22 protein-coding genes are annotated in these 20,673 nt (G+C 68.4%); 11 read left to right on the top strand and 11 right to left on the bottom strand.

The genetic code is table 11. From position 1 onward, the window contains the following. Positions 1 to 80: 80 nt before the first annotated feature. The 5 genes from C1931_RS16880 to C1931_RS16860 all read right to left on the bottom strand — a co-directional run bounded on the left by C1931_RS16880 (position 81) and on the right by C1931_RS16860 (position 4,054). Complete coding sequence (locus tag C1931_RS16880) at positions 81 to 632, bottom strand: M23 family metallopeptidase (RefSeq protein WP_108757153.1); 552 nt, start codon at positions 630 to 632, stop codon at positions 81 to 83. A 127-nt stretch (positions 633 to 759) separates the two neighbouring features. Continuing rightward, entirely contained in the window at positions 760 to 1,497 is a 738-nt protein-coding gene (locus C1931_RS16875) for an endonuclease/exonuclease/phosphatase family protein (RefSeq protein ID WP_199911379.1), read from the bottom strand. Positions 1,498 to 1,549: 52 nt separating this feature from the next. Then, positions 1,550 to 2,389 carry a thiol:disulfide interchange protein DsbA/DsbL gene (locus C1931_RS16870; protein WP_108757152.1) on the bottom strand — a complete coding sequence of 280 codons (840 nt, stop codon included), beginning with the start codon at positions 2,387 to 2,389 and terminating at the stop codon, positions 1,550 to 1,552. 107 nt (positions 2,390 to 2,496) lie between these two features. Beyond that, positions 2,497 to 3,147, bottom strand: a complete 651-nt coding sequence (locus C1931_RS16865) for a thiol:disulfide interchange protein DsbA/DsbL (protein WP_108754143.1) — start codon at positions 3,145 to 3,147, stop codon at positions 2,497 to 2,499. Between the two features lie 106 nt (positions 3,148 to 3,253). Then, a complete protein-coding gene (locus C1931_RS16860) occupies positions 3,254 to 4,054 on the bottom strand; it encodes a c-type cytochrome (RefSeq protein WP_108757151.1) in 801 nt (266 codons plus the stop codon). Positions 4,055 to 4,211: 157 nt separating this feature from the next. Between C1931_RS16860 and yihA the strand changes: the two genes are divergently transcribed. Beyond that, complete coding sequence (gene yihA, locus C1931_RS16855) at positions 4,212 to 4,814, top strand: ribosome biogenesis GTP-binding protein YihA/YsxC (protein WP_108750547.1); 603 nt, start codon at positions 4,212 to 4,214, stop codon at positions 4,812 to 4,814. A gap of 82 nt (positions 4,815 to 4,896) precedes the next feature. Here the strand turns inward: yihA and C1931_RS16850 are convergent, their stop codons facing one another. The 3 genes from C1931_RS16850 to C1931_RS16840 form a co-directional block, all read right to left on the bottom strand. Next, positions 4,897 to 5,868 carry an MBL fold metallo-hydrolase gene (locus C1931_RS16850; RefSeq protein ID WP_108757150.1) on the bottom strand — a complete coding sequence of 324 codons (972 nt, stop codon included), beginning with the start codon at positions 5,866 to 5,868 and terminating at the stop codon, positions 4,897 to 4,899. Between the two features lie 660 nt (positions 5,869 to 6,528). Further along, positions 6,529 to 7,353: a helix-turn-helix transcriptional regulator gene (locus C1931_RS16845; protein ID WP_108757149.1), complete on the bottom strand. Its 825-nt coding sequence runs from the start codon at positions 7,351 to 7,353 to the stop codon at positions 6,529 to 6,531. Continuing rightward, positions 7,350 to 8,054: a VIT family protein gene (locus tag C1931_RS16840; protein ID WP_108757148.1), complete on the bottom strand. Its 705-nt coding sequence runs from the start codon at positions 8,052 to 8,054 to the stop codon at positions 7,350 to 7,352. The genes C1931_RS16845 and C1931_RS16840 overlap by 4 nt, the downstream gene beginning before the upstream one ends. Before the next feature lie 153 nt (positions 8,055 to 8,207). On the opposite strand from C1931_RS16840, the gene C1931_RS16835 reads away from it, so the two are divergent. Continuing rightward, complete coding sequence (locus C1931_RS16835) at positions 8,208 to 9,572, top strand: glutamate--cysteine ligase (RefSeq protein ID WP_108757147.1); 1,365 nt, start codon at positions 8,208 to 8,210, stop codon at positions 9,570 to 9,572. A gap of 47 nt (positions 9,573 to 9,619) precedes the next feature. After that, a complete protein-coding gene (locus tag C1931_RS16830; RefSeq protein ID WP_108757146.1) occupies positions 9,620 to 10,036 on the top strand; it encodes a hypothetical protein in 417 nt (138 codons plus the stop codon). Positions 10,037 to 10,123: 87 nt separating this feature from the next. Here the strand turns inward: C1931_RS16830 and C1931_RS16825 are convergent, their stop codons facing one another. Next, complete coding sequence (locus C1931_RS16825) at positions 10,124 to 11,176, bottom strand: NAD(P)-dependent alcohol dehydrogenase (protein WP_108757145.1); 1,053 nt, start codon at positions 11,174 to 11,176, stop codon at positions 10,124 to 10,126. 107 nt (positions 11,177 to 11,283) lie between these two features. Here C1931_RS16825 and C1931_RS16820 point away from each other — a divergent pair, with 107 nt between their 5' ends. Further along, complete coding sequence (locus C1931_RS16820) at positions 11,284 to 12,168, top strand: LysR family transcriptional regulator (RefSeq protein ID WP_108750552.1); 885 nt, start codon at positions 11,284 to 11,286, stop codon at positions 12,166 to 12,168. A 49-nt stretch (positions 12,169 to 12,217) separates the two neighbouring features. Here C1931_RS16820 and C1931_RS16815 read toward each other — a convergent pair whose 3' ends face one another. Next, positions 12,218 to 12,634: a VOC family protein gene (locus C1931_RS16815; RefSeq protein WP_108757144.1), complete on the bottom strand. Its 417-nt coding sequence runs from the start codon at positions 12,632 to 12,634 to the stop codon at positions 12,218 to 12,220. A gap of 124 nt (positions 12,635 to 12,758) precedes the next feature. On the opposite strand from C1931_RS16815, the gene C1931_RS16810 reads away from it, so the two are divergent. After that, complete coding sequence (locus C1931_RS16810) at positions 12,759 to 13,436, top strand: SMI1/KNR4 family protein (protein ID WP_108757143.1); 678 nt, start codon at positions 12,759 to 12,761, stop codon at positions 13,434 to 13,436. Between the two features lie 159 nt (positions 13,437 to 13,595). On the opposite strand, the gene C1931_RS16805 is transcribed toward C1931_RS16810, so the two are convergent. Beyond that, positions 13,596 to 14,699, bottom strand: a complete 1,104-nt coding sequence (locus C1931_RS16805) for an alkene reductase (RefSeq protein WP_108757142.1) — start codon at positions 14,697 to 14,699, stop codon at positions 13,596 to 13,598. Positions 14,700 to 14,825: 126 nt separating this feature from the next. Between C1931_RS16805 and C1931_RS16800 the strand changes: the two genes are divergently transcribed. The 6 genes from C1931_RS16800 (at position 14,826) to C1931_RS16770 (ending at position 20,672) form a co-directional block, all read left to right on the top strand. Further along, positions 14,826 to 15,734, top strand: a complete 909-nt coding sequence (locus C1931_RS16800) for a LysR family transcriptional regulator (protein WP_108757141.1) — start codon at positions 14,826 to 14,828, stop codon at positions 15,732 to 15,734. A gap of 56 nt (positions 15,735 to 15,790) precedes the next feature. Beyond that, positions 15,791 to 16,066, top strand: a complete 276-nt coding sequence (locus tag C1931_RS16795) for a metal/formaldehyde-sensitive transcriptional repressor (RefSeq protein ID WP_108757140.1) — start codon at positions 15,791 to 15,793, stop codon at positions 16,064 to 16,066. A gap of 58 nt (positions 16,067 to 16,124) precedes the next feature. Further along, positions 16,125 to 17,234, top strand: coding sequence for an S-(hydroxymethyl)glutathione dehydrogenase/class III alcohol dehydrogenase (locus C1931_RS16790; RefSeq protein WP_108754128.1), 1,110 nt, complete (start codon positions 16,125 to 16,127; stop codon positions 17,232 to 17,234). 48 nt (positions 17,235 to 17,282) lie between these two features. Continuing rightward, positions 17,283 to 18,113 (top strand): S-formylglutathione hydrolase, encoded by an 831-nt coding sequence (fghA, locus tag C1931_RS16785; RefSeq protein ID WP_108757139.1) that lies wholly within the window; start codon positions 17,283 to 17,285, stop codon positions 18,111 to 18,113. Positions 18,114 to 18,369: 256 nt separating this feature from the next. Further along, positions 18,370 to 19,800, top strand: coding sequence for a GGDEF domain-containing protein (locus C1931_RS16775; RefSeq protein ID WP_108754126.1), 1,431 nt, complete (start codon positions 18,370 to 18,372; stop codon positions 19,798 to 19,800). Positions 19,801 to 20,072: 272 nt separating this feature from the next. Continuing rightward, entirely contained in the window at positions 20,073 to 20,672 is a 600-nt protein-coding gene (locus C1931_RS16770; protein ID WP_108754125.1) for an ECF-type sigma factor, read from the top strand. The last annotated feature ends 1 nt before the right edge of the window (position 20,673 follow it).

The raw sequence follows: 20,673 nt of genomic DNA, 5'->3' as shown, positions 1-20,673 counted from the left end.
GGCGATGATGCGGCGCGCGAGGTGGTGCGGGCAACCGCAGTCGAGCAAGCTCGACTCTACAAAGGCGCGGCGTCCTGCGCTCAACGCAGCAGCGGCAGCGGGTCGCGTGCGCCGTCGGCGCCGTAGATGCCCCAGTGCAGGTGCGGCGGGGTGCCTTGGGCGTTGCCGCTGTCACCCACCTGGCCCAGCAGGTCGCCGGCCTGCACGATCTGGCCCCGCGCCAGACCCTCGGCCCAGCTGTCCAGGTGGGCGTAGTAGTAGCGCTCGCGTGCCGGGCCGATCACCCAGACCTGGCGCCCGCCCAGGCCGCCGTCGCGCACATCGGCGATCACCCCGGTGGTGACGCTGCGCACCGGCGTGCCGCGCTTTGCGAAGATGTCGATGCCGGCGTGGGTGCGGTCGCGCCCGCGCGGGGCACCGAAAGTATCGGCAATCTGCCGGGGGCGTACGCCGTCCACGGGCACCGGCAGCTGCTGCGCCGGCGGCATGCGCGACAGCGACCACAGCAGCTTCGGTGCGGCAGCCCAGGGGCTGTTCCACACGGCGAGTGCGGCGATGAGGGCGATCAGCAGCAGCAGGCCCCGAAGCAACCAGCGGCGCAGGCGTAGTGCAGGGGAAGGCGGAGTGGTCATGCCACCGAGTGTAGAGTCGAGCTTGCTCGACTGCATTGCATGGCGCGAAGGTCAGTCGAGCAAGCTCGACTCTACCGGGAGCGTGCCAAGTGTGTGCCAACCAAGGTTGGCACCTACCGAAAGCCGGTCAGCGCAGGGCGTCGGCCGGCACGTCGATCGCCATGGCCAGGGCCAGGTGATCGGAAAACGCGGCGGGAACGGCTTCCACGCTGCGGGTCTGCAGGTTGCTGCTGACCAGGATGTGGTCGATCGCGCGGTCGGGGCGCCAGCTGGGGAAGGTGGGCACCGCACAGCCGGGCGGTTGCAGCTGGGTCTTCTGGTACAGCACCTGCATTTCCGGGCGTTCGGCCAGGCAGTTGAAGTCGCCCATCAGCACCGCGTTGGGGTGGTCGGACAGCAGTTCGGCAATGAAGCCCAGCTGCGACATGCGCGAGCCGGCGCCCAGCGACAGATGGGCCACCGCCACGGCCAGGCCGTCGGCACCATCGCCGAACTTTGCCAGCAGCACGCCGCGCCCGCCGATGCGGCCGGGCAGGGCGTGATCCTGTACTTCCACCGGTTCCAGCTTGCTCAGCAGGCCGTTGGCGCTGGACGCCACACCGCCCATGCGCCGGTTCGGCTGGTGGCTCCAGTAATTGAAGCCGGCGCGCTGGGCCAGGTAGTGGGTCTGGTTGGTGAAGCCCGAGCGCAGGCTGCCCGGGTCGGCCTCCTGCAGGCCGACGATGTCATGGTTGCGGGCCAGGGTGGCGATCGCATCCAGGCTGCTGCGCTTGCGCCCCGCCGGCAGCGCATGTGACCAGCTGCGGGTCACATAGTCGCTGTAGCGGCGGGTGCTTGAGCCGGCCTGGATATTGGCCGTCAGCAAGCGCAGGGTCCGTGTGTGGGGGGAAGTCACGGCCGGGGAAACGTCTCTGGAATCAATGAGCCTGGGCGGCCGCGCGCTCGCGGGCGATCAGGTGGTCGGCAATGCGCAGCATGTCCGGGAAGCCCTTGCCCTTCACCAGGTACTTACCGTTGACGATGATCGACGGAGTGCCGGAGATCTGGCTGCGCTGGGCGAACTGCTTGGCCGAATTGGTCTTGGCGTTCACTGCGAAGCTGCCCATGGTGGCGGCGAACTGCTTGGGGTCAACGCCGTAGGCACCGTAGAACTTGGCGATGTCGTCCACCGAGTCGGCACCGCGCTCGCCCTTCAGGGTCTTCTGCACGTGGATGGCCTGGTACAGCGCTTCGTGCGACTTCTCCTGCACGCCCAGGGTCTGCGCGGCGTAGAAGGCGCGGCCGTAGTTATCCCAGGTGCCGCCGAACATGGCCGGCACGTAGACGAAGTTCACGTCGCTGGGCAGGCCAGCCTTCCACGGGCCCACCAGCGGCTGGAAGGCGGCACAGGCCGGGCAGACGTAACCGAAGATTTCCACCACTTCCACCTTGCCGGCAGCCGGCTGGAACGGCTGGCCGTTCGGGATCAGCTGGTAGTCGGCGCCTTCCACCGGGGCCGGGCCGGTCAGCGCGGTGGTGGTCGGGGCCGGTGCGGCCGCCGGTGCGGCGTCGGCCGGGGCGGTGCTGCCTTCGGCGGCGGGGGCGGCGCTTTCGCTGCCTGCGGCCGGCTCGGCGGCCGGGGCCGGGGTCTCGGTGGTGGCCGGGGTCGCGGCCGGTTCAGCCGGCGCGGTGGTATTGGCGGTGCCGTCGTCGGCCTTGCAGGCGGCCAGGATCGGCAGCAGCGCTGCAAGTGCGAGGGCGGCGTAACGGGTCTTCATGGAAACGTCTCCAGCATCTGGAATGGTGGGGCCGGCGGGTGAACGCCGGCCAGGGGGAAATGATGACACGCGGCGGCGGATGCGCCGTGTGCAGGGTCGGGATTGGTTCAGCGGCCGCGGCTGGCGCGGGCCTGGGCGATCAGCGCCGAGGCAATGCGCAGCTGGTCTTCGAAGCTGTTGCCGCGCACCAGGTACTGGCCATTGATGATGATGGCCGGGGTGCCCGGCACCTGGGTGCGCTTGGCGAAGGCACGGGCGGCGGCGACCTTCTGCTGCACGGCTTCACCGCGCAGGGCCTGCTTGTAGCGGTCCGGGGCCACGCCGTAGGCCTTGTAGAAGGTGGCCAGTTCATCGGCCGACACGTTCTGCATGGGCAGCGAGCCGTCTTCGTGCAGGGCCTTGAACACCGCTGCATGGCTGCGCTTGGCGACGCCTACTTCATCGGCGGCGTAATAGGCCAGGGCCCAGGCGTCCCACGGACCCCCGAAGGCGGCCGGGACCGGGGTGAAACGCACGTCGGCCGGCAGCTTGGCGGCCCAAGCGGCCAGCTGCGGCTCGAAGTGGGCGCAGTGCGGGCAGGTGTAGCCGAACACTTCCACCACTTCGATCTTGCCAGCCAGCGGCTGGAACGGGCCGGGCTGGGCGATGCGCTCGTAATCTTTGCCTTCCACCAGCGGGGCGTTGGCGGGGGTGGCGGCGCAGGCCGCCAGCGGCAGCAGCACCAGCAGGGACAGCAACAGGCGGGACATCAACCTCATCGACGTGCATCTCCATTGAAAATAACAACGCCGGCGCAGCCGCCGGCGTGAAGGAAACATACCGCAGCAGGGGGCCGCCGTGGCGACCCGCGCCGACCAATGGCCGTCAGGGGGCGGCGGCCGGTGGCATGGCGGTGGTCTGCGCGGCCACGTCGTCGGCGCGGTTGTGCAGGCCCTGCAGGTAGCTGGACAGCGCCTGGACTTCCTGCTCGGTCAGCTTCTGGGCGATGGCCGCCATGATCTGGAAGTGCGCCTTGTCGGCTTCGTGGGTCTGCCCGGCCTGGTATTCCTGCAGGCGCCGGGCGACATAGCTGGCGTGCTGGCCGCCGATATGCGGATAGGCCGGACCCGGATTGCCGGCGCCGCTGGGGCCGTGGCAGGCCATGCAGGCCGGCAGGCCGCGCTGGGCATCGCCGCCGCGGTACAGCTGCTGGCCGATTTCGTAGAACTTCATGCCCTTGTAGGGGCCGTCGGCCACCGGCGTGTCGTCGGCAATGCCGGCGGTGGCCTTCTGGGTGGCGAAGAACGCGCCAATGTCGCGCATGTCCTGCGGGCTGAGGTTCTGCACGAACGGCACCATGGCCACGGCGGCGCCGGAGCTGCGCTGGCCGTTGGCGATCAGCGCCATCTGCTGGGCCACGTAGCGTTCGCTCTGGCCGGCGATGGACGGGTACATCTCGACCGTGGAATTGCCGTCGGCGCCGTGGCAGGCCGCGCAGGCGGCCGCCTTGCCCTGGCCTTCCTTGGCGTTGCCCCAGGTGGTCTTGCTGAAATCCACCTCGAGCGAGGCGGTCTGGATCGGGCCATTGTCGGGCAGCGGGACCAGGGTGGTCTGCGCAAAGGCAGCGGCGGCAACCACCACGGCCATGGCAAGGGCGGATACGGCAAGAACGCGAGCGTGGCGCATGCTGAAGCTCCGTTTGGACCGGGCCGGGCGGCAGCGACCGGCATCGCCCGGATTATCAACGCCGTTTCCGCGCACGGTCAACGAAGCAGCGCAGCATTTTCCGGACCCACGGTGCCCCGGGCGGGCGCGCGGCGCCGCAACATGCGATCCTACGCACATGTCATTGCTCATCGAACGCGCCCGCTACCACCTCTCGGCCCACAACGCGCGGCAGCTGCCGCCCGATGAAGGGGCCGAAGTGGCCTTCGCCGGCCGCTCCAACGCTGGCAAGTCCAGTGCCCTCAACGCGCTGACCCGGCAGAACGCGCTGGCCCGCGTGTCCAAGACGCCCGGCCGCACCCAGCAGCTGGTGTTCTTCCAGATCACCCCGGAAGCCAGCCTGGTCGATCTGCCCGGCTACGGCTATGCCAAGGTGCCGCTGGAACTGCAGGCGCATTGGCAGGCCTTCATCGACAAGTACTTCCGCACCCGCGAGGCACTGCGTGGCCTGGTGGTGGTGATGGATATCCGCCACCCGCTGAAGGACTACGACCGGCAGATGCTGGCCTACGCCGTGCAGCGTGGCCTGCCGGCGCACGCGCTGCTGACCAAGGCCGACAAGCTCAGCCGCAGCCAGCAGATGCAGACCCTGCAGAAGGTGCGCAAGGAGCTGCACTCGGCCTATGGCGATACGGTGAGCGTGCAGGTGTTTTCCGGCGAAGACCGTACCGGCGTGGAAGAAGCACGCGGGGTGATCGGCGGCTGGCTGGGGCTGGAATAGGCGGCCGTCGTTGCGTTCGCCGGGCATGGCCCGGCGCTACCCGTTCGGGTCTGATGGGTGCCGACCTTCGTCGGCACATCCCTTACAGCGGCGAATATTCCGCCGGCACCCAGGCATAGGCCTGGCCTTCGCTGCGCACGTGGCCCAGGCCGGGGAACGGCAGGTGCGCGCCGGCCACCCACCAGCCCTTGGCGGTGGCCTGCTGCAGCACGCTGCGCCGGCTGGCGGTGGCCGCCGGGCGATCGGCATCGGCTTCGAACGCGGCTTCCGGGTGCGCGAACTGCACCGCATGGAAGTGCAGCACATCGCCCCACACCAGCAGTGACTGGCCCTGGCTGTCGAACCGGTAGGAGACATGGCCGGGGGTATGGCCGTGGGTGTCCATGGCCACCGCGCCACCGGGCAGCGCGTCGCCGGGCTGGAAGGTGCGCAGGCGCCCAGCGGCCTGGTACGGCGCCACGGCATTGCGGGCCAGCGGGAAGGCGAAGCGCACGCCTTCGGGCGCGCTGGCCGCGCTGGCCGGGTCCAGCCAGTAATCGGCATCGGCCTGGGTGAGCCACACGGTGGCATTGGGGTAGGCCGGCTGGCCCTGCGCATCGAGCACGCCGCACATGTGGTCGGGGTGGGCGTGGGTGAGCAGGATGTCATCCACCTGGGCTGGATCAACGCCGGCGGCGCGCAGGTTGGCCAGCACCTGGCCCAGGCCGGGGCCGAAGCACTGCGCGGTGCCGGTATCGACCAGGGTGAGGTGGTTGCCCTGGCGCACAAGGTAGGCGTTCACCGCGGTCTGCAGGCCCTTGCTGTCTTCGGGCACGTAGCGGCCTTCCAGCAGGCGGCTGACCAGGGTGGGCGGTACGTCCACCACTTCCTGTCGACCCAGTGCCACTACGCCGTCGAACAGGGCGGTGACCTGCAGGTTGCCGATGCGCTGGTGATAGACGCCGGGCACCTGCTGGGTGGGGGCGGGGGTGGTGGCTTCGGCATGTGCGGCGGAGGGCAGGCCGGCAATGGCCAGCAGCAGGGCGCCGCACAGCGGCAGGTGACGCGGGGTCATGGGGTGTCCTGGGTGAGGCGGAGGATTCCGTCGCTGTGCAGCGTGCCGTGCGCGCGGCGCGCGATGCGCTCAAAGCAGTGCGCGCAATGCTCAGGGTTGGGGAGTTTGTTTGCAGGGCTTGCAGCCCTGCACCTGCTTGGAGCAACGGCAACGGCAACGGCAACGGCAAGGGCAAAAGCTGGGTATCCGTGGTATGGCGGGGTGGGTCCGGTTGCGGGGGACGGCGCAAGTACGTCCATGTAGCCTCGGTCGCGCCATCCATGGCGCTCACGCCCCCGCAACCGGACCCACCCCGCCTTCGACAGATTTCCGCGCGCTGTTGGAACGGCACGGGGTCGGATCCCGTTGCTGCGCAACGGGCTCTGACCCCAATCCGGAATTCGATATCTGACAGATGTGTCGACCAAGGTCGACACCTACCAACAGCCGCGCGCAACACCCGTCGCAGTTACCACCAGCCGCAGGAATCTGTCAGAGGTGGGGCGGTGTCGGATTGCGGGGTGTCAGCCGCATGGATGCGGCTGCCAAGCCTACATGGACGTACTTGCGGCGTCCCCGCAATCCGACACCGCCCCGCCATCCCACGGAATGCAGCTGTTGCTGTTGCTTTGGCCGTTGCTCTGAGCAGGTGCAGGGCGCAGCCCTGCCGATACCCCCCCCTTAGATCTCGCTGGGGGAAAGACCGTACTGCTCGGCGAAGCGCTTGCTGAAGCTGGCGGCGGAGCGATAGCCCGCGCGGGCGGCCACGGTCTTCAGCGGCAGGTCGGTGGTGTACAGCAGGTTCATGCCATGGGCCAGGCGCGCTTCGGTCAGCAGTTGACGCAGGCTGGTCTGTTCGGCCGCCAGGCGGCGGCGCAGGGTGGCGCCGCTCAGCGCGAACTGCGCTTCCACATCGCGTGATTGCCAGTCGCGCGCGGGGTCGGTGGCGATGCGGTCGCGGATCTGTTCGCCCAGGGTAGGCGCCTGCGGCAGCAGCAGGTTGCCGTGACCCTTGCGGCACCACGCCAGGATCAGGCTGGCCAGGGCCAAGCGTGCTTCGCTGTAGTGGCCGTCCTGCAGGTGCTGGCGCCACTGCCGCAGCAGGGCGCCGTGCTCGTGCAGGGCCAGCCGCGCCACGCTGGCGCCCGGCAACGGCAGGGGTTCGTTCCACAGTGTGCGCGCTGCGGCCAGGGCTTCGGTGCACAGCGGCACGATGGCGCTCAGGTAGCGCCCGGTGCGGGGGTCGGGTGTGTTCACCACATCGATGCGGCAGCGCTGGGTGACCAGCAGGATGTCGCCCGGTGCGTACTCCAGCGCCTGGTGCGCGGTGCGCACCTGCTTGCGGCCCTCCAGCAGGATGGCGAACTGCGGCTGCGGAATTTCCACCGAACTGGCGCCGTGTTCGCGCCGCGCGGTGATGCAGGCATAGCCTTCGGCGCGCCCGCAGTGGGCCAGGCTGGCCAGTTCGGCCAGCAGCGCGGTGGCGGGGGGCGGTTGGCCGGTCATGTGATGTGTGCGCCCAGCAGGCGCCCGATCGCGGCGGCCGCGGCCATCGCCACTGCGCCCCAGACCATCACCCGCAGGGCGCCGCGTACCGGCGCCGCACCGCCGGCGTGGGCGGCCAGCGCACCGGTCACGCACAGGCCCAGCAGGGTGGCGATGGTGGTCATGGCGGCAACCCGCTCTGCGGCCGCCAGCAGCGCGGTCACGACCGGCAGCGCTGCGCCGCAGGTGAAGGCCGCCGCCGACGCCAGCGCCGCCTGCAGCGGTCGCGCGCGCAGCGTATCGGTGATGCCCAGTTCGTCGCGTGCATGCGCGCCCAGTGCATCGTGGGCGGTGAGCTTTTCGGCCACCTGCCGCGCCAGTGCCGGTTGCAGGCCGCGGTGGCGATAGATGGCGGTCAGTTCGTCCAGTTCGCTGTGCGGGTCTTCGTGCAGCTCGCGCTTTTCCACGGCCAGGTCGGCCGCTTCGGTATCGGCCTGGGTCTGCACTGAAACGTATTCGCCGGCGGCCATCGAAATCGCGCCGGCCACGGTGCCGGCAATGCCAGTGGCCAGCACGGTGCTGGCCGACGCGCCACCGGCGGCCACGCCCACCACCAGGCCGGCCACCGAGACGATGCCATCGTTGGCACCCAGCACGGCCGCCCGCAGCCAGCCGACACGGTCGGTCCGGTGCAGCTCGGGGTGTCGTGAATGGCGACTCATGCGCGCCAGTGTACGGGGGTCAAGGGGCCGTCGGTAGGATGCTGAAACCCGTCACAGTGGCATGACGCGGTGAACCGCCACGCTATAGTGCGCCCTTGCGATGGAAGGCCCTGGGCCCCACATCCCCAGCCCCCTGCACAGCGAGCCACCCCCTTGTCGAGCCCCAGCCACGTCGCCGATACGCCCATTACCGACCGCACGCAGCTGGTCGAGGTGCTTGCCTCCGGTGAAAAGCCCCGCGCGCAGTGGCGCATTGGTACCGAGCACGAGAAGTTCGGCTTCCGCCTGGACGATCTGCGCCCGCCCACCTACGACGGTGATCGCGGCATCGAGGCGCTGCTCAACGGCCTGGTGCGCTTCGGCTGGGAACCGGTGCAGGAAAACGGCAACACCATCGCCCTGCTGCGCGACGGCGCCTCGGTGACGCTGGAGCCGGCCGGGCAGCTGGAACTGTCGGGTGCGGCGCTGGAAACCATCCACCAGACCTGCGTGGAAACCGGTACGCATCTGAATGAAGTGGCACAGGTGGCCGGCGAACTGCAGCTGGGCTTCCTGGGCATGGGTTTCCAGCCCAAGTGGACGCGCGATGAGATGCCGTGGATGCCCAAGGGCCGCTACAAGATCATGCGCAACTACATGCCCAAGGTCGGTTCGCTGGGCCTGGACATGATGACCCGCACCTGCACGGTGCAGGTGAACCTGGACTACGCCACCGAAGCGGACATGGTGAAGAAGTTCCGTGTGTCGCTGGCGCTGCAGCCGATCGCCACCGCGCTGTTTGCCGATTCGCCGTTCACCGAAGGCAAGCCGAACGGCTACCTGAGCTACCGCTCGCACATCTGGACCGACACCGACGCCGACCGCACCGGCATGCTCGACTTCGTGTTCGAGGATGGCTTCGGCTACGAGCGTTACGTCGACTATCTGCTGGATGTGCCGATGTACTTCTCCTACCGCGATGGCATCTACCACGATGCCAGCGGGCAGAGCTTCCGCGACTTCATGCAGGGCAAGCTGCCGGTGCTGCCGGGTGCGCTGCCGACGCTGCGCGACTGGTCGGACCACATGACCACCGCGTTCCCGGAAGTGCGTCTGAAGAAGTATCTGGAAATGCGCGGCGCCGACGGTGGCCCGTGGAGCCGCCTGTGTGCACTGCCGGCGTTCTGGGTGGGCCTGCTGTACGACGATGCCTCGCTGGACGCCGCCTGGGACCTGGTGAGTGACTTCACCCTGGCCGAGCGCCATGCGCTGCGCGATGGCGTGCCGAAGTACGCGATGGGCCTGCCGTTCCGCAACGGCACCGTGCGCGACCTGGCCCGCGAAGCGGTGAAGATTTCCGTGGAAGGGCTGAAGCGCCGCGCCGCGCGCAATGCCGATGGCCAGGACGAAAGCAAGTTCCTGGACGTGCTGCAGGAAATCGTCGAATCGGGCCTGACCCCGGCCGAACGCAAGCTGGCGCTGTTCCATGGCCGCTGGCACGGCGACGTGGATCCGGTGTTCCGCGAGTTTGCTTACTGAGGCATCGCGTGGCCGCCGGGCATGGCCCGGCGCTACCGGTCCATGCCATGAGCCAATTCATCCTGTTCGAGCAGAATCCTGCCGCAGAGGGAACCTGGCGTGATGAGATGGTGCCAGCGCGGAACAGTGATTTCCTGGCTGGCGTTGCCGATCTCTACTTTCCCGCGTCGGAGCAGGTAGTCAGCTGCGCCGCAGTTGGCGGGGATGCCAGTGATCTGATCAACGACGTCTACCTGTGCATCAGATCCAACGCGGATGTGGAAGGCTCGCGCATCGCCCGGCTGGTGAAGCGTGCGTTCGAGATGAACATCGGGTTCGTGTTCTGGGCTGAATCGGACTACCGGGATCTGCCCGCCGTAGGATCCTATGCGGACTTTCTGCAGGCATTGGCGGAGCAGGCGGAGCAACAGCCTGCGGACGTCTTCATGAAATGCATTCCGCATTGCGCCGGCGGTGTTGGTTGATTTGACTGGGCTGAACGTGCCAGCCGACGGTGCACCATGAAAAAACCCCGGCGGTGCCGGGGTTTTTTCGTTCCATCACCGCGGCGGTCAGGCCTTGATGGTGGCCATGTCGATCACGAAGCGGTAGCGCACATCGTTCTTGGCCATGCGCTCCCAGGCGTCGTTGACGTTCTTGATGTCGATCACTTCGACGTCGGCCACGATGCCGTGCTCGGCGCAGAAGTCCATCATTTCCTGGGTTTCGGCCATGCCGCCGATGGCCGAGCCGGTCACGTGCTTGCGGCCGAAGATCACGCTGGCGCCCATCAGCGCCGGGTCCAGTTCGGTGATCACGCCGACCAGGCACATGGTGCTGTCGCGCTTGAGCAGGCTCATGTACGGGTTGGTGTCATGGCTGACCGGCACCGTGTTGAGCAGGAAATCGAAGCTGTTGGCGTGGGCCTTCATCTGCGCCGGATCGCGCGAGACCAGCACTTCGTCGGCGCCCAGGCGCTTGGCGTCGGCACCCTTTTCCGGGGTGGTGGTGATCATCACCACGTGCGCGCCCAGCGCCTTGGCGAACTTCACGCCCATGTGGCCCAGGCCGCCCAGACCGATCACGCCGACCTTCTGGCCGGGGCCGACCTTCCAGTGGCGCAGCGGCGACCAGGTGGTGATGCCAGCGCACAGCAGCGGCGCGGCAGCCTTCAGGTCCAGCTTCTCGGACACCTTCACCACGAAGCGCTGTTCCACCACGATGTGGTCGGAATAGCCGCCCTGGGTCAGTTCGCCGGTGGCGCGGTCGCGGCTGTTGTAGGTGTAGGTCGGGCCCTTTTCGCAGTACTGCTCCAGGTCGTGGTCGCAGGCATCGCAGTGGCGGCAGGAATCGACCATGCAGCCGACGCCGGCGAAATCACCGGCCTTCAGCGTGGTCACGCCCGGGCCGACTTCAACCACGCGGCCGATGATCTCGTGGCCCGGCACCATCGGGTACTCGGCGCCGCCCCAATCGTCGCGGGCCTGGTGCAGGTCGGAATGGCAGATGCCGCTGTACAGCACTTCGATGCGCACATCGTTGGCGCCGACCGCGCGGCGTTCAAAGCTGATGGGTTCGAGCGGGGCGGTGTTGCTGCGCACCGCATAACCGAGGGCGAGGGACATGGGGAATCCTTGGCGGGGTTTGTCGAAAGGCGTTTTACAATACGCCCCTCGCGCGGGGGTAAGAACCCCGGATATCGGCATGATTCATCAAGTGGGACTGCACAATCATGGCCACTGACAACCTGACCCACCTGGCCGCGTTCGCCGCGGTGGCCCGGCACCGCAGCTTCCGCCGCGCCGGGGCCGAGTTGGCCCTGTCCACCTCGGCGGTGAGCTACGCGATCCGCGCGCTGGAAGAACGGCTGGGCGTGGGCCTGTTCCACCGCACCACCCGCAGCGTGGCCCTGACCGAGGCCGGCCAGCGGCTGCTGCAGCGGCTGCAGCCGGCACTGGGCCAGGTGCACGAGGCGCTGGAGGAGATGAACCAGTTCCGGGCCAGCCCCACCGGCCTGCTGCGCATCAACGCCGCGCGCGCGGCCGTGCCGACCCAGCTCGGCCCGCGCCTGACCCGCTTCCTGCATGCGCACCCCGATGTGCGCCTGGAGCTGACCGAGAACGACGGCCTGGTCGATATCGTGGGCGAAGGCTACGACGCCGGCGTGCGCCTGCACGAGTTCGTGCCCGAGGACATGGTGGCGGTGCCACTGGGGCCGGCGCTGCGCGGCATGATCGTCGCCTCGCCGGACTACCTGCGGCGGCACCCGGCCCCGCAGCACCCGCGTGACCTGCTGGAGCACGAATGCATCCGCTTCCGCTTCGCCAGCGGGCATCTGTACAAATGGCAGTTCGACCGCGGTGGTGAATCGCTGGAAATCGATGTGCGCGGGCGGCTGACGCTGAGCGAGCAGACCACCATCATCCGTGCGGTGATCGATGGCTTCGGCCTGGCGTATGTGCTGGAAGATGCGGCCCGCCCGCATATCGAGGCCGGGCGCATGGTGGCAGTGCTGCAGGACTGGAGCGAGCCGTTCGCCGGCTTCGTTCTGTATTACCCCAAGCAGCGGCAGATGGCCTCGGCGCTGCGCGCGTTCGTGGACATGTTGCGGGAGTGAAGCGCAGCAATGCAGTAGATCCACCCCATGCGTGGATGGCTGGCCCCGATCACTCCACCAACGCGTCATACCCCTTGCCGACGAACTGCAGCAGGCAGAATCCATGCCCGAACGGGTCGGCCAGCACGGCCAACCGGCCCCATGCGCGCTCGCTGACCGGGCGTTCGATCAGCGCGCCGGCGGCGACGGCGCGTGACAGCGCGGCGTTGATATCGTCCACCACCCAGTCCAGGTGGATGGGCGTCCAATGGCGCTCGTAGTCGCGCACATCGCCATCGTCGGCGGCGGCACTGCCGTCGGCGTTCTGCAGCAGGTACAGCGGCGTGGGCCCGCCCAACAGTTCGGTGGCGCCCGGGCCGAGCCGGCGGCCGATGCGCAGGCCGAACGCCTGGGTGTAGAACGCCTCGGCTGCGGCCAGGTCGGGCACGTCCAGATTGATGATGAAGGAGGGGGCGGGGGAATCCATGGCGGTGGCACGTACGGCGGGGCAGTGCAGTCTAGGCCCGTGGCGTGACGGTGCCGGTTCATCTTGCTGGCCGCGCGCGGAAGGTTCAGGCAAGGTAGTCGGCTGGGTTCCAACAAGGATATGTATGAACACGCTTGCCGACGTCGAACAGGCCACCGGCCAGGTCTTTCCGCCGCTGTACCACCAGTTGTCCGCCGCTGGGCAGCTGCAGTGGGGCGCGTTGGGCTGGGAGGGTTTCCAGCAGCAATCCGCGCAGCTGCGCGCGCAGCCGCCGCTGCTGCTGTTTGCCGATGAGTTCGAGCCGATCGGTCGTGACGAACTGCAGGAAGCGTGGGAAGTCCTGACCGCCGAGGACCACTACAACCCGCTGCGCGAGGACCTGGAGCTGCTGCCGTTCGCGCGCAGCGGCGCCGGCGACGTGTACTGCTTCTGGACCAATGCGCCGGGCTTCAGCGAGCCGCCGGTGCTGTTGGTGTGGCACGACGACGACCGCGCCGACATCCTGGCGGCCAACCTGCAGGACTTCGTCTTCCGCAAGATGGTGGAGGCGGTGGTGGAACTGGAGACGCAGTACTCGATGCTGGGCAAGGACACGCTGGCCGACGATCTGCAGGCGTGGCTGGGCACGCACCGCGCGTGGCTGCGGGCCGACCAGGTGGCGGCGCTGGAACGCCTGTACGCGCGTATCGACGAGATCGTTGCAGGGCGCATCAGCGAGGACGAGGGACAGGCGCTGCTGAAGCAGGTGATCGGCTTTGCGCGGCTGGATGAATCGTTCGCGTACGTGCGCGAAGGGGCGTGAGTGATGGGGTCGGATCCGCGCGCAGCGCGGCTCTGACCCCGTCTTCGCCGAACCGGGGTCAGAGCCCTTTCCGCTGGAAAGGGATCCGACCCCATGCCAGATCGCCGCGCCGGGGTCAGAGCCCTTTCCGTTGGAAAGGGAATCCGACCCCATGTCCGATCAGCTGGCGACCGGGTAATCAAGATAGCCCTCGCGGCCACCACCGTAGTAGGTGGCGCGATCCGGCGTGGTCAGCGCCACGTCGGCCTGCAGGCGCTCGACCAGGTCGGGGTTGGCGATGAACGGCTGGCCGAACGCGGCGATATCGATGATGCCGTCGTCCACCAGGCGCAGAGCACGTTCGCGGGTCATGCCGCCGGCCAGGATGACGGTGCCGCCGTAGGCCTGCTTGAAGGCCTTCAGGAACGCTTCGCCGATGGCCGGCGCGCCGTGCAGGTAGTTGTCGTTCAGATGCACATAGGCCAGCCCACGCTTGCCCAGTTCTTCGGCCAGGTACAGATAGCTGGCCTCGTTTTCTGCATAGGCCGGCATGTCGAAGACCTGGCTGTTCGGTGCCAGGCGTACGCCCACGCGCTGCGCGCCGATGCGTGCGGTCATGGCATCCACGGTGTCCAGGATCAGCCGCGCGCGGTTGGCCAGCGAACCGCCGTAGTCATCCTGGCGATCATTGGTGAGCGGGTTGAGGAACTGTTCGAACAGATAGCCGTTGGCGGCATGCAGCTCGATGCCATCAAAACCGGCGGCGACGGCATTCTCGGCGCCGCGCACGAAGTCGTTGACGATGCCCGGCACTTCATCGGTGCGCAGGGCGCGCGGCGGGGTCGGGTCGGCCGGGCCGCGGCTGCCGTCGTCGCGATACACGAAGGCGAAACTGCGGGGATCGTGGGCCACCGCGCGCGTGCTGGCGCTGACCGGCTGGCCACCGTCGGGCTGCAGCGAGCGGTGCGACATGCGGCCCACGTGCCAGAGCTGGGCGAAGATGGCGCCCTGTGCGCCATGCACGGCATCGGTGACCTGGCGCCAGCCGGCCACCTGTTCCTGCGACCAGATGCCCGGCACGTCGATGTATCCCTGGCCCTGCGGCGACACCGGGGTGCCCTCGCTGATGATCAGGCCGGCACTGGCGCGCTGGCGGTAGTACTGCGCGGTCAGTTCGTTGGCCACGTAGTCGGGATTGCGTGCACGGGTCATCGGTGCCATGGCGATGCGGTTGCGCAGCGGTGTGCCGGCCAGGTCAAACGGTTGGAAGAGCGGAGCGGTCATGTGCAGGTCTCTTGGGGAAGGAGCGCCGGTGGCGCGATGCCTACAGGATGGCGTTGACATCGGACCCCATAAATGGGTTCAATTTCCCATCGAGCGGGACTATTTGTCCCCAATGAGGCCCCCGGCATGCTTCCCGTTGAATCCTTGAATGGCCTGGTCACCTTCGTGACCACCGCACGCGCGGCCACCTTCACCGAAGCGGCCGAGGCGCTGGGCATTTCCCGCTCGGCGGTGGGCAAGGCCATCGCCCGGCTGGAAGTGCGGCTGGGCGTGCGCCTGTTCCACCGCACCACCCGGCGCATCTCGCTGACCACCGACGGCGAGGCCTACTACGCGTCCTGCGCCGCCGCGCTGGAGGAAATTTCCGCGGCCGAGGCCTGTCTGGGCCTGGGCGCGCACGTGCCCAGCGGTCGCCTGCGCATCGACATGCCCTCTTCGTTTGGCCGCATGGTGGTCATGCCGGTGCTGCTGAAGCTGTGCCAGCAGTACCCGGACCTGCAGCTGACGGTGACCTTCACCGACCACTTCGTCGACCCCATCGAGGAAGGCATCGATCTGCTGATCCGCTTCGGCGGGCTGCAGCAGGCCGAGCACCTGGTGGCGCGGCGGCTGGGCAGCCAACGCCTGGTGACCTGCGCGGCGCCGGCCTACCTGCAGGCGCACGGCGTGCCGCGCACGGTGGACGATCTGCGCCAGCACCGCAGCATCGTCGGCTACCGCCATGGCCAGCCGGTGGCGTGGCGGGTGGGCGTGGAGGGCGAGGGCGGTACCTTCATTCCCAGCGCCACCCACCAGTTGAACGACGGCGATGCAGTGATCGACGGTGCGCTGGCCGGGCTGGGCATCTGCCAGATGCCGATGTCGCTGGTGCGCCCGCATCTGCAGTCGGGCACGCTGCAGTCGGTGCTGGACGAGCAGATGCAGCGCCATGTCGATATCCATGCCCTGTGGCCGCCCACCCGTCATCTGCGGCCGAAGGTGCGCCACGTGGTGGATGAACTGACCCGGCTGGCGGCGCAGGGCGCCTTCGATTGAGTTTGCGCGGCCGGTCTGTATACTATCCCCCAGTATAGTTCCGCAGGTGGCCGCCCATGCCGCATTCACCCGAAGAGAAAAAGAAGGTCCTGGCCCGCGTGCGCCGCATCCGTGGCCAGTGCGATGCGCTGGACCGCGCGCTGGAAGCCGGCGCCGAGTGCGGCCCGGTGCTGCAGCAGATCGCGGCCATCCGCGGCGCGGTGAACGGGTTGATGTCCGAAGTGATGGAAGCCCACCTGCGCGAGGAATTCGGCCAGCCGGCCGCATCCGATGAACAGCGCGCCGAGCGCGTGCGCGAGATGAGCGGTTTGATCCGTTCGTACCTGAAATAAACGAGGGCGCAACACTGCGCCATCCATGCTGTCTTTGTCTGTCCTTGGAGAACCCGCCATGAAATCCCGTGCCGCCGTCGCCTTTGGTCCCGGCCAGCCGCTGCAGATCGTCGAAATCGACGTCGCCCCGCCGAAGGCTGGCGAAGTGCTGGTGAAGATCACCCACACCGGTGTCTGCCACACCGATGCCTTCACCCTGTCCGGCGATGACCCGGAAGGCCTGTTCCCGGTGGTGCTGGGCCATGAAGGCGCCGGCATCGTGGTGGAAGTGGGCGAGGGCGTGACCAGCGTGAAGCCGGGCGACCACGTGATTCCGCTGTACACCGCCGAGTGCGGCGAATGCCTGTTCTGCAAGAGCGGCAAGACCAACCTGTGCGTGTCGGTGCGCGCTACCCAGGGCAAGGGCGTGATGCCCGACGGCACCAGCCGCTTCAGCTACAACGGCGAACCGATCTATCACTACATGGGCTGCTCGACCTTCAGCGAGTACACCGTGGTGGCCGAAGTGTCGCTGGCCAAGATCAACCCGGAAGCGAACCCGGAACACGTCTGCCTGCTGGGCTGCGGCGTGACCACCGGCATCGGCGCGGTGCACAACACCGCCAAGGTGCAGGAAGGCGACAGCGTGGCCGTGTTCGGCCTGGGCGGCATCGGCCTGGCGGTCATCCAGGGTGCCCGCCAGGCCAAGGCCGGCCGCATCATCGCGGTGGACACCAACCCGTCCAAGTTCGAGCTGGCGCGCGAATTCGGCGCCACCGACTGCATCAACCCGAAGGACTTCGACAAGCCGATCCAGCAGGTCATCGTGGAAATGACCACCTGGGGCGTGGACCACAGCTTCGAGTGCATCGGCAACACCAGCGTGATGCGTGCGGCGCTGGAATGCGCGCACCGCGGCTGGGGCCAGAGCGTGGTGATCGGCGTGGCCGGCGCGGGTCAGGAAATCTCCACCCGTCCGTTCCAGCTGGTGACCGGCCGCAAGTGGATGGGCACCGCCTTCGGCGGCGTGAAGGGCCGCAGCCAGCTGCCGGGCATGGTGGAGGACGCGATGAAGGGCGATATCGAACTGGCCCCGTTCGTCACCCACACCATGGACCTGGACAAGATCAACGAAGCCTTCGACCTGATGCACGAAGGCAAGTCGATCCGTTCGGTCGTCCACTATTGAACCACGCCAGGCGGCAGGCCGCGCGCCTGCCGCCACCGGGAGCACTCCATGGAACGCATTGAACACCGTGCCTGCTTCGGCGGCTGGCAGGATGTCTATCGCCACACGTCCACCACGCTGGGCTGCGACATGCAGTTCGCCGTGTACCTGCCGCCGCAGGCGGCCACGCAGAAACTGCCGGTGCTGTACTGGCTGAGCGGCCTGACCTGCACCGAACAGAACGTGATCACCAAAGCTGGCGCGCAGCGTTACGCCGCCGAACACGGGGTGATCCTGGTGGCCCCCGATACCAGCCCGCGCGGTGACGACGTGGCCGATGCCGAAGGCTACGACCTGGGCAAGGGCGCAGGCTTCTATCTCAACGCCACCGAACAGCCATGGGCACGGCACTACCGCATGCACGACTACGTGGTGCAGGAGCTGCCGGCGCTGATCGAGGCGCACTTCCCGGCGACCGATGCGCGTGCCATCAGCGGCCATTCGATGGGGGGCCATGGCGCGCTGGTGCTGGCGCTGCGCAATCCCGGCCGCTACCGCAGCGTGTCGGCGTTTTCGCCGATCGTGGCACCCAGCCAGGTGCCGTGGGGCGAAAAGGCCTTCACCGCCTATCTGGGCGACGACCGTGCGGCCTGGGCGCAGTGGGATGCCACCGCGCTGATCGCCGGTGCCAGCGAGCGCCTGCCGCTGCTGGTGGACCAGGGCGATGCCGATGAGTTCCTGCAGACCCAGTTGCAGCCGCAGCGCCTGCAGCAGGCATGCGAAGCGGTGGGCCACCCGCTGACCCTGCGCCTGCAGCCGGGCTACGACCATAGCTATTACTTCATCGCCAGCTTCATTGGCGAGCACATCGCGCACCACGCCAAGGCACTGCGCGGCTGAGGCGAATGCGGCGGGGGAGATAAGAACGCGGCGGTGCTGAGGCGTAGAGTCGAGCTTGCTCGACTGGCGTGGAAAATCAGTCGAGCAAGCTCGACTCTACCGAAGCGGGGCAGGCGAGCACGCTCGACTCTACCGAAGCGGGGCAGGCGAGCACGCTCGACGCTACCGGGCCGGCCGGGTTTTCGGCAGTCGATCACGCCCCGCTGGCGGGGCAACGCGCTATGGTGCGCACAGACGGCTTGCCGATGGGGGATCCATGCCGGTAGTGCTTGCGCTGCTGTACGTGCTCTGCCACGGGGTGGTCGTGGCGTTCTGGCCGGGGCCGGCCGGGGAAGGTTCGTTCGTGTTCCTGACCGCCGCGCCGGTGCTTGCGGCGATGGCCTGCCTGTGGCGCGCGCGGCGTGACCGGGCGGCGCTGGGCTGGCGGGCCACCGCATTGGCGCTGCTGCTGTGGGCCGGCGGCATGGCGGTGAACATGGCCGATGCGATCGGTGCCGGGCGTGCCGATCTGACCCCGCGGGTCAGCCTGCTGCTGTATGTGATCTATGGCGTGCCGCTGGTGTTCATCCTGGCCCGCGCCCGCCGCGAGCGCTGGACCATCAGCACCATCGACGGCCTGATGGCGGCGCTGCTGGGCGTGCTGTTCTTCGTGCACACCCTGTCCTTCGCCGACCGCATCAACGTCGATGACACGGCCATGGCCAACATGCGCCGCATGTTCGACATCCAGAACCTGTGCATTGCTGCGTTCGCCTGCGTGCGCTGGCTGGCCGGCGACGTGCCCGAACGGCGCAGCTTCTTCCGCGCGCTGGCGCTGTATGCGCTGCTCTATCTGGGCGTGGCGTACTACATCAACCATTTCACCGCCGAACAGTCCTTCGGTGCCTACAACGACCTGCTGATCGACGTGCCGTTCCTGCTGCTGGCGGTGCTGGCCCTGCGCCAGGCGCCGGCCCCCGGCGGCGTGCTGCACCCGCGCCTGTCGCGGCTGGTCCAGGCCGGTGGACCGATGATCCTGCCGCTGCTGCTGCTGGTGGTCGGGGCGCTGGTGGTGGACCACGCGCGCCCGCTGGCGCTGGCCGGCTTCGTGGTCGCTACGCTGGGTTTCAGCCTGCGCAGCACCCTGCTGCAGATCGACCTGCTGGAAGCGCAGGCACGGCTGGACCAGCTGGCGCGGCAGGACGGCCTGACCGGCGTAGCCAATCGCCGCCAGTTCGATGCGGCGCTGACCAGCGAGTGGAACCGGGCCCGTCGCAGCGGCACCGAAGTGGGCCTGCTGCTGGTGGACATCGACCATTTCAAAGCGTTCAACGACCAGCACGGGCACCCCGCTGGCGACCGCTGCCTGCAGGCCGTGGCCGCGGTGCTGCAGGCCACCGCCAACCGCGCGGCCGACACCGTGGCGCGCTATGGCGGCGAGGAATTCGCGGTGATCGTGCCCGGTACCAGCGTGGAGGGCGTGCTGGCGCTGGCCGAGCGCCTGCGCGTGGCAGTGCAGGCGCTGCAGCTGCCGGAAGGGCGGGTCAGCATCAGCGTGGGGGTGGGGTTCGCCCATCCGCCGGTGATGGCCACGGCCGAACAGTTGCTGGCCCACGCCGATGCGGGTCTGTACGCGGCCAAGCGGGGCGGCCGCAACCAGGTGGCTGCGCTGCCGTCCGGGCCGATGGGCTTCAGCTTCGCCCGGTAGCGCCCAGCCAAGGTTGGCACCTACCAGGGCGGGGCATGAACCCGGTAGTGGCCAACCTTGGTTGGCCGCCTTTCCTGGAAGTGCCAACCAAGGTTGGCACCTACCAGGGCAGGCTGGTCAACCGCCGCGTATTGATGGCCGTTTACCAAGGCAGGGCATGAACCCGGTAGTGGGTGAAGGCCGGGCGCCTGTGGGATACTGCCGCCGAATGTGCGGATGATCACATTCGGGCGGGGAGCCCGGATCACCACTGGCGGAATGGGGAAAGGACGATGGCCACGGTGTTCACCGAGGAGCCGGCGCGGCCGGCGGCCGATGCCACGGTACTGCTGCAGCGCTGGCGACGCGGCGACGCGGCCGCGCTGGATGCACTGATGGAACTGCTGTACGGCACGCTGCGGGCGATGGCGGCGGCGCGCGTATCGGCGCGCGGCGGTGATCGCACCCTGCGCCCCACCGCATTGGTGAACGAAGCGCTGCTGCGCCTGCTCGACAGCCGTGCCGACCCGCAGGACCGCCAGCACTTCCTGGCACTGGCCGCGCTGAAGATGCGCGGCGTGGTGGCCGACCATGCGCGCGCGCTGGGCGCGGTCAAGCGCGGTGGCGGCCAGGTTGCGCTGACCCTGTCGGCGGTCGATCACGAAGCGCTGCCGGCGATGACCCTGCAGCAGGATCTGTTCGCGCTGGACCAGGCCTTGCTGCAACTGGAAACCCAGGACCCGCGCGCGGCCCGCGCGGTGCAGTGCATGTACTTCGCCGGCATGGACCGTGAGGCCATCGCCGAAGTGCTGGAGATTTCCGTGCCCACGGTCGACCGTGACCTGCGCTTTGCCCGTGCCTGGCTCAACAGCCAGCTGGGCAGCGCGGCCTGAG

The sequence above is a fragment of the Stenotrophomonas sp. YAU14A_MKIMI4_1 genome (assembly GCF_003086855.1).
Lineage (GTDB): Bacteria > Pseudomonadota > Gammaproteobacteria > Xanthomonadales > Xanthomonadaceae > Stenotrophomonas.
Note: the sequence above shows the minus strand (reverse complement) of the source record. Positions and strands in the feature narration are given on the sequence as shown.

Coding starts and splice junctions, on each gene's coding strand:
- C1931_RS16815 (WP_108757144.1), bottom strand. CDS start 12,634: ATGGATTCCCCCGCCCCCTCCTTCATCATCAATCTGGACGTGCCCGAC.
- C1931_RS16800 (WP_108757141.1), top strand. CDS start 14,826: ATGCTTCCCGTTGAATCCTTGAATGGCCTGGTCACCTTCGTGACCACC.
- C1931_RS16850 (WP_108757150.1), bottom strand. CDS start 5,868: ATGACCCCGCGTCACCTGCCGCTGTGCGGCGCCCTGCTGCTGGCCATT.
- yihA (WP_108750547.1), top strand. CDS start 4,212: ATGTCATTGCTCATCGAACGCGCCCGCTACCACCTCTCGGCCCACAAC.
- C1931_RS16820 (WP_108750552.1), top strand. CDS start 11,284: ATGGCCACTGACAACCTGACCCACCTGGCCGCGTTCGCCGCGGTGGCC.
- C1931_RS16790 (WP_108754128.1), top strand. CDS start 16,125: ATGAAATCCCGTGCCGCCGTCGCCTTTGGTCCCGGCCAGCCGCTGCAG.
- C1931_RS16770 (WP_108754125.1), top strand. CDS start 20,073: ATGGCCACGGTGTTCACCGAGGAGCCGGCGCGGCCGGCGGCCGATGCC.
- C1931_RS16840 (WP_108757148.1), bottom strand. CDS start 8,054: ATGAGTCGCCATTCACGACACCCCGAGCTGCACCGGACCGACCGTGTC.
- C1931_RS16860 (WP_108757151.1), bottom strand. CDS start 4,054: ATGCGCCACGCTCGCGTTCTTGCCGTATCCGCCCTTGCCATGGCCGTG.
- C1931_RS16775 (WP_108754126.1), top strand. CDS start 18,370: ATGCCGGTAGTGCTTGCGCTGCTGTACGTGCTCTGCCACGGGGTGGTC.
- C1931_RS16830 (WP_108757146.1), top strand. CDS start 9,620: ATGAGCCAATTCATCCTGTTCGAGCAGAATCCTGCCGCAGAGGGAACC.
- C1931_RS16795 (WP_108757140.1), top strand. CDS start 15,791: ATGCCGCATTCACCCGAAGAGAAAAAGAAGGTCCTGGCCCGCGTGCGC.
- C1931_RS16810 (WP_108757143.1), top strand. CDS start 12,759: ATGAACACGCTTGCCGACGTCGAACAGGCCACCGGCCAGGTCTTTCCG.
- C1931_RS16825 (WP_108757145.1), bottom strand. CDS start 11,176: ATGTCCCTCGCCCTCGGTTATGCGGTGCGCAGCAACACCGCCCCGCTC.
- C1931_RS16845 (WP_108757149.1), bottom strand. CDS start 7,353: ATGACCGGCCAACCGCCCCCCGCCACCGCGCTGCTGGCCGAACTGGCC.
- C1931_RS16805 (WP_108757142.1), bottom strand. CDS start 14,699: ATGACCGCTCCGCTCTTCCAACCGTTTGACCTGGCCGGCACACCGCTG.
- C1931_RS16880 (WP_108757153.1), bottom strand. CDS start 632: ATGACCACTCCGCCTTCCCCTGCACTACGCCTGCGCCGCTGGTTGCTT.
- fghA (WP_108757139.1), top strand. CDS start 17,283: ATGGAACGCATTGAACACCGTGCCTGCTTCGGCGGCTGGCAGGATGTC.
- C1931_RS16865 (WP_108754143.1), bottom strand. CDS start 3,147: ATGAGGTTGATGTCCCGCCTGTTGCTGTCCCTGCTGGTGCTGCTGCCG.
- C1931_RS16870 (WP_108757152.1), bottom strand. CDS start 2,389: ATGAAGACCCGTTACGCCGCCCTCGCACTTGCAGCGCTGCTGCCGATC.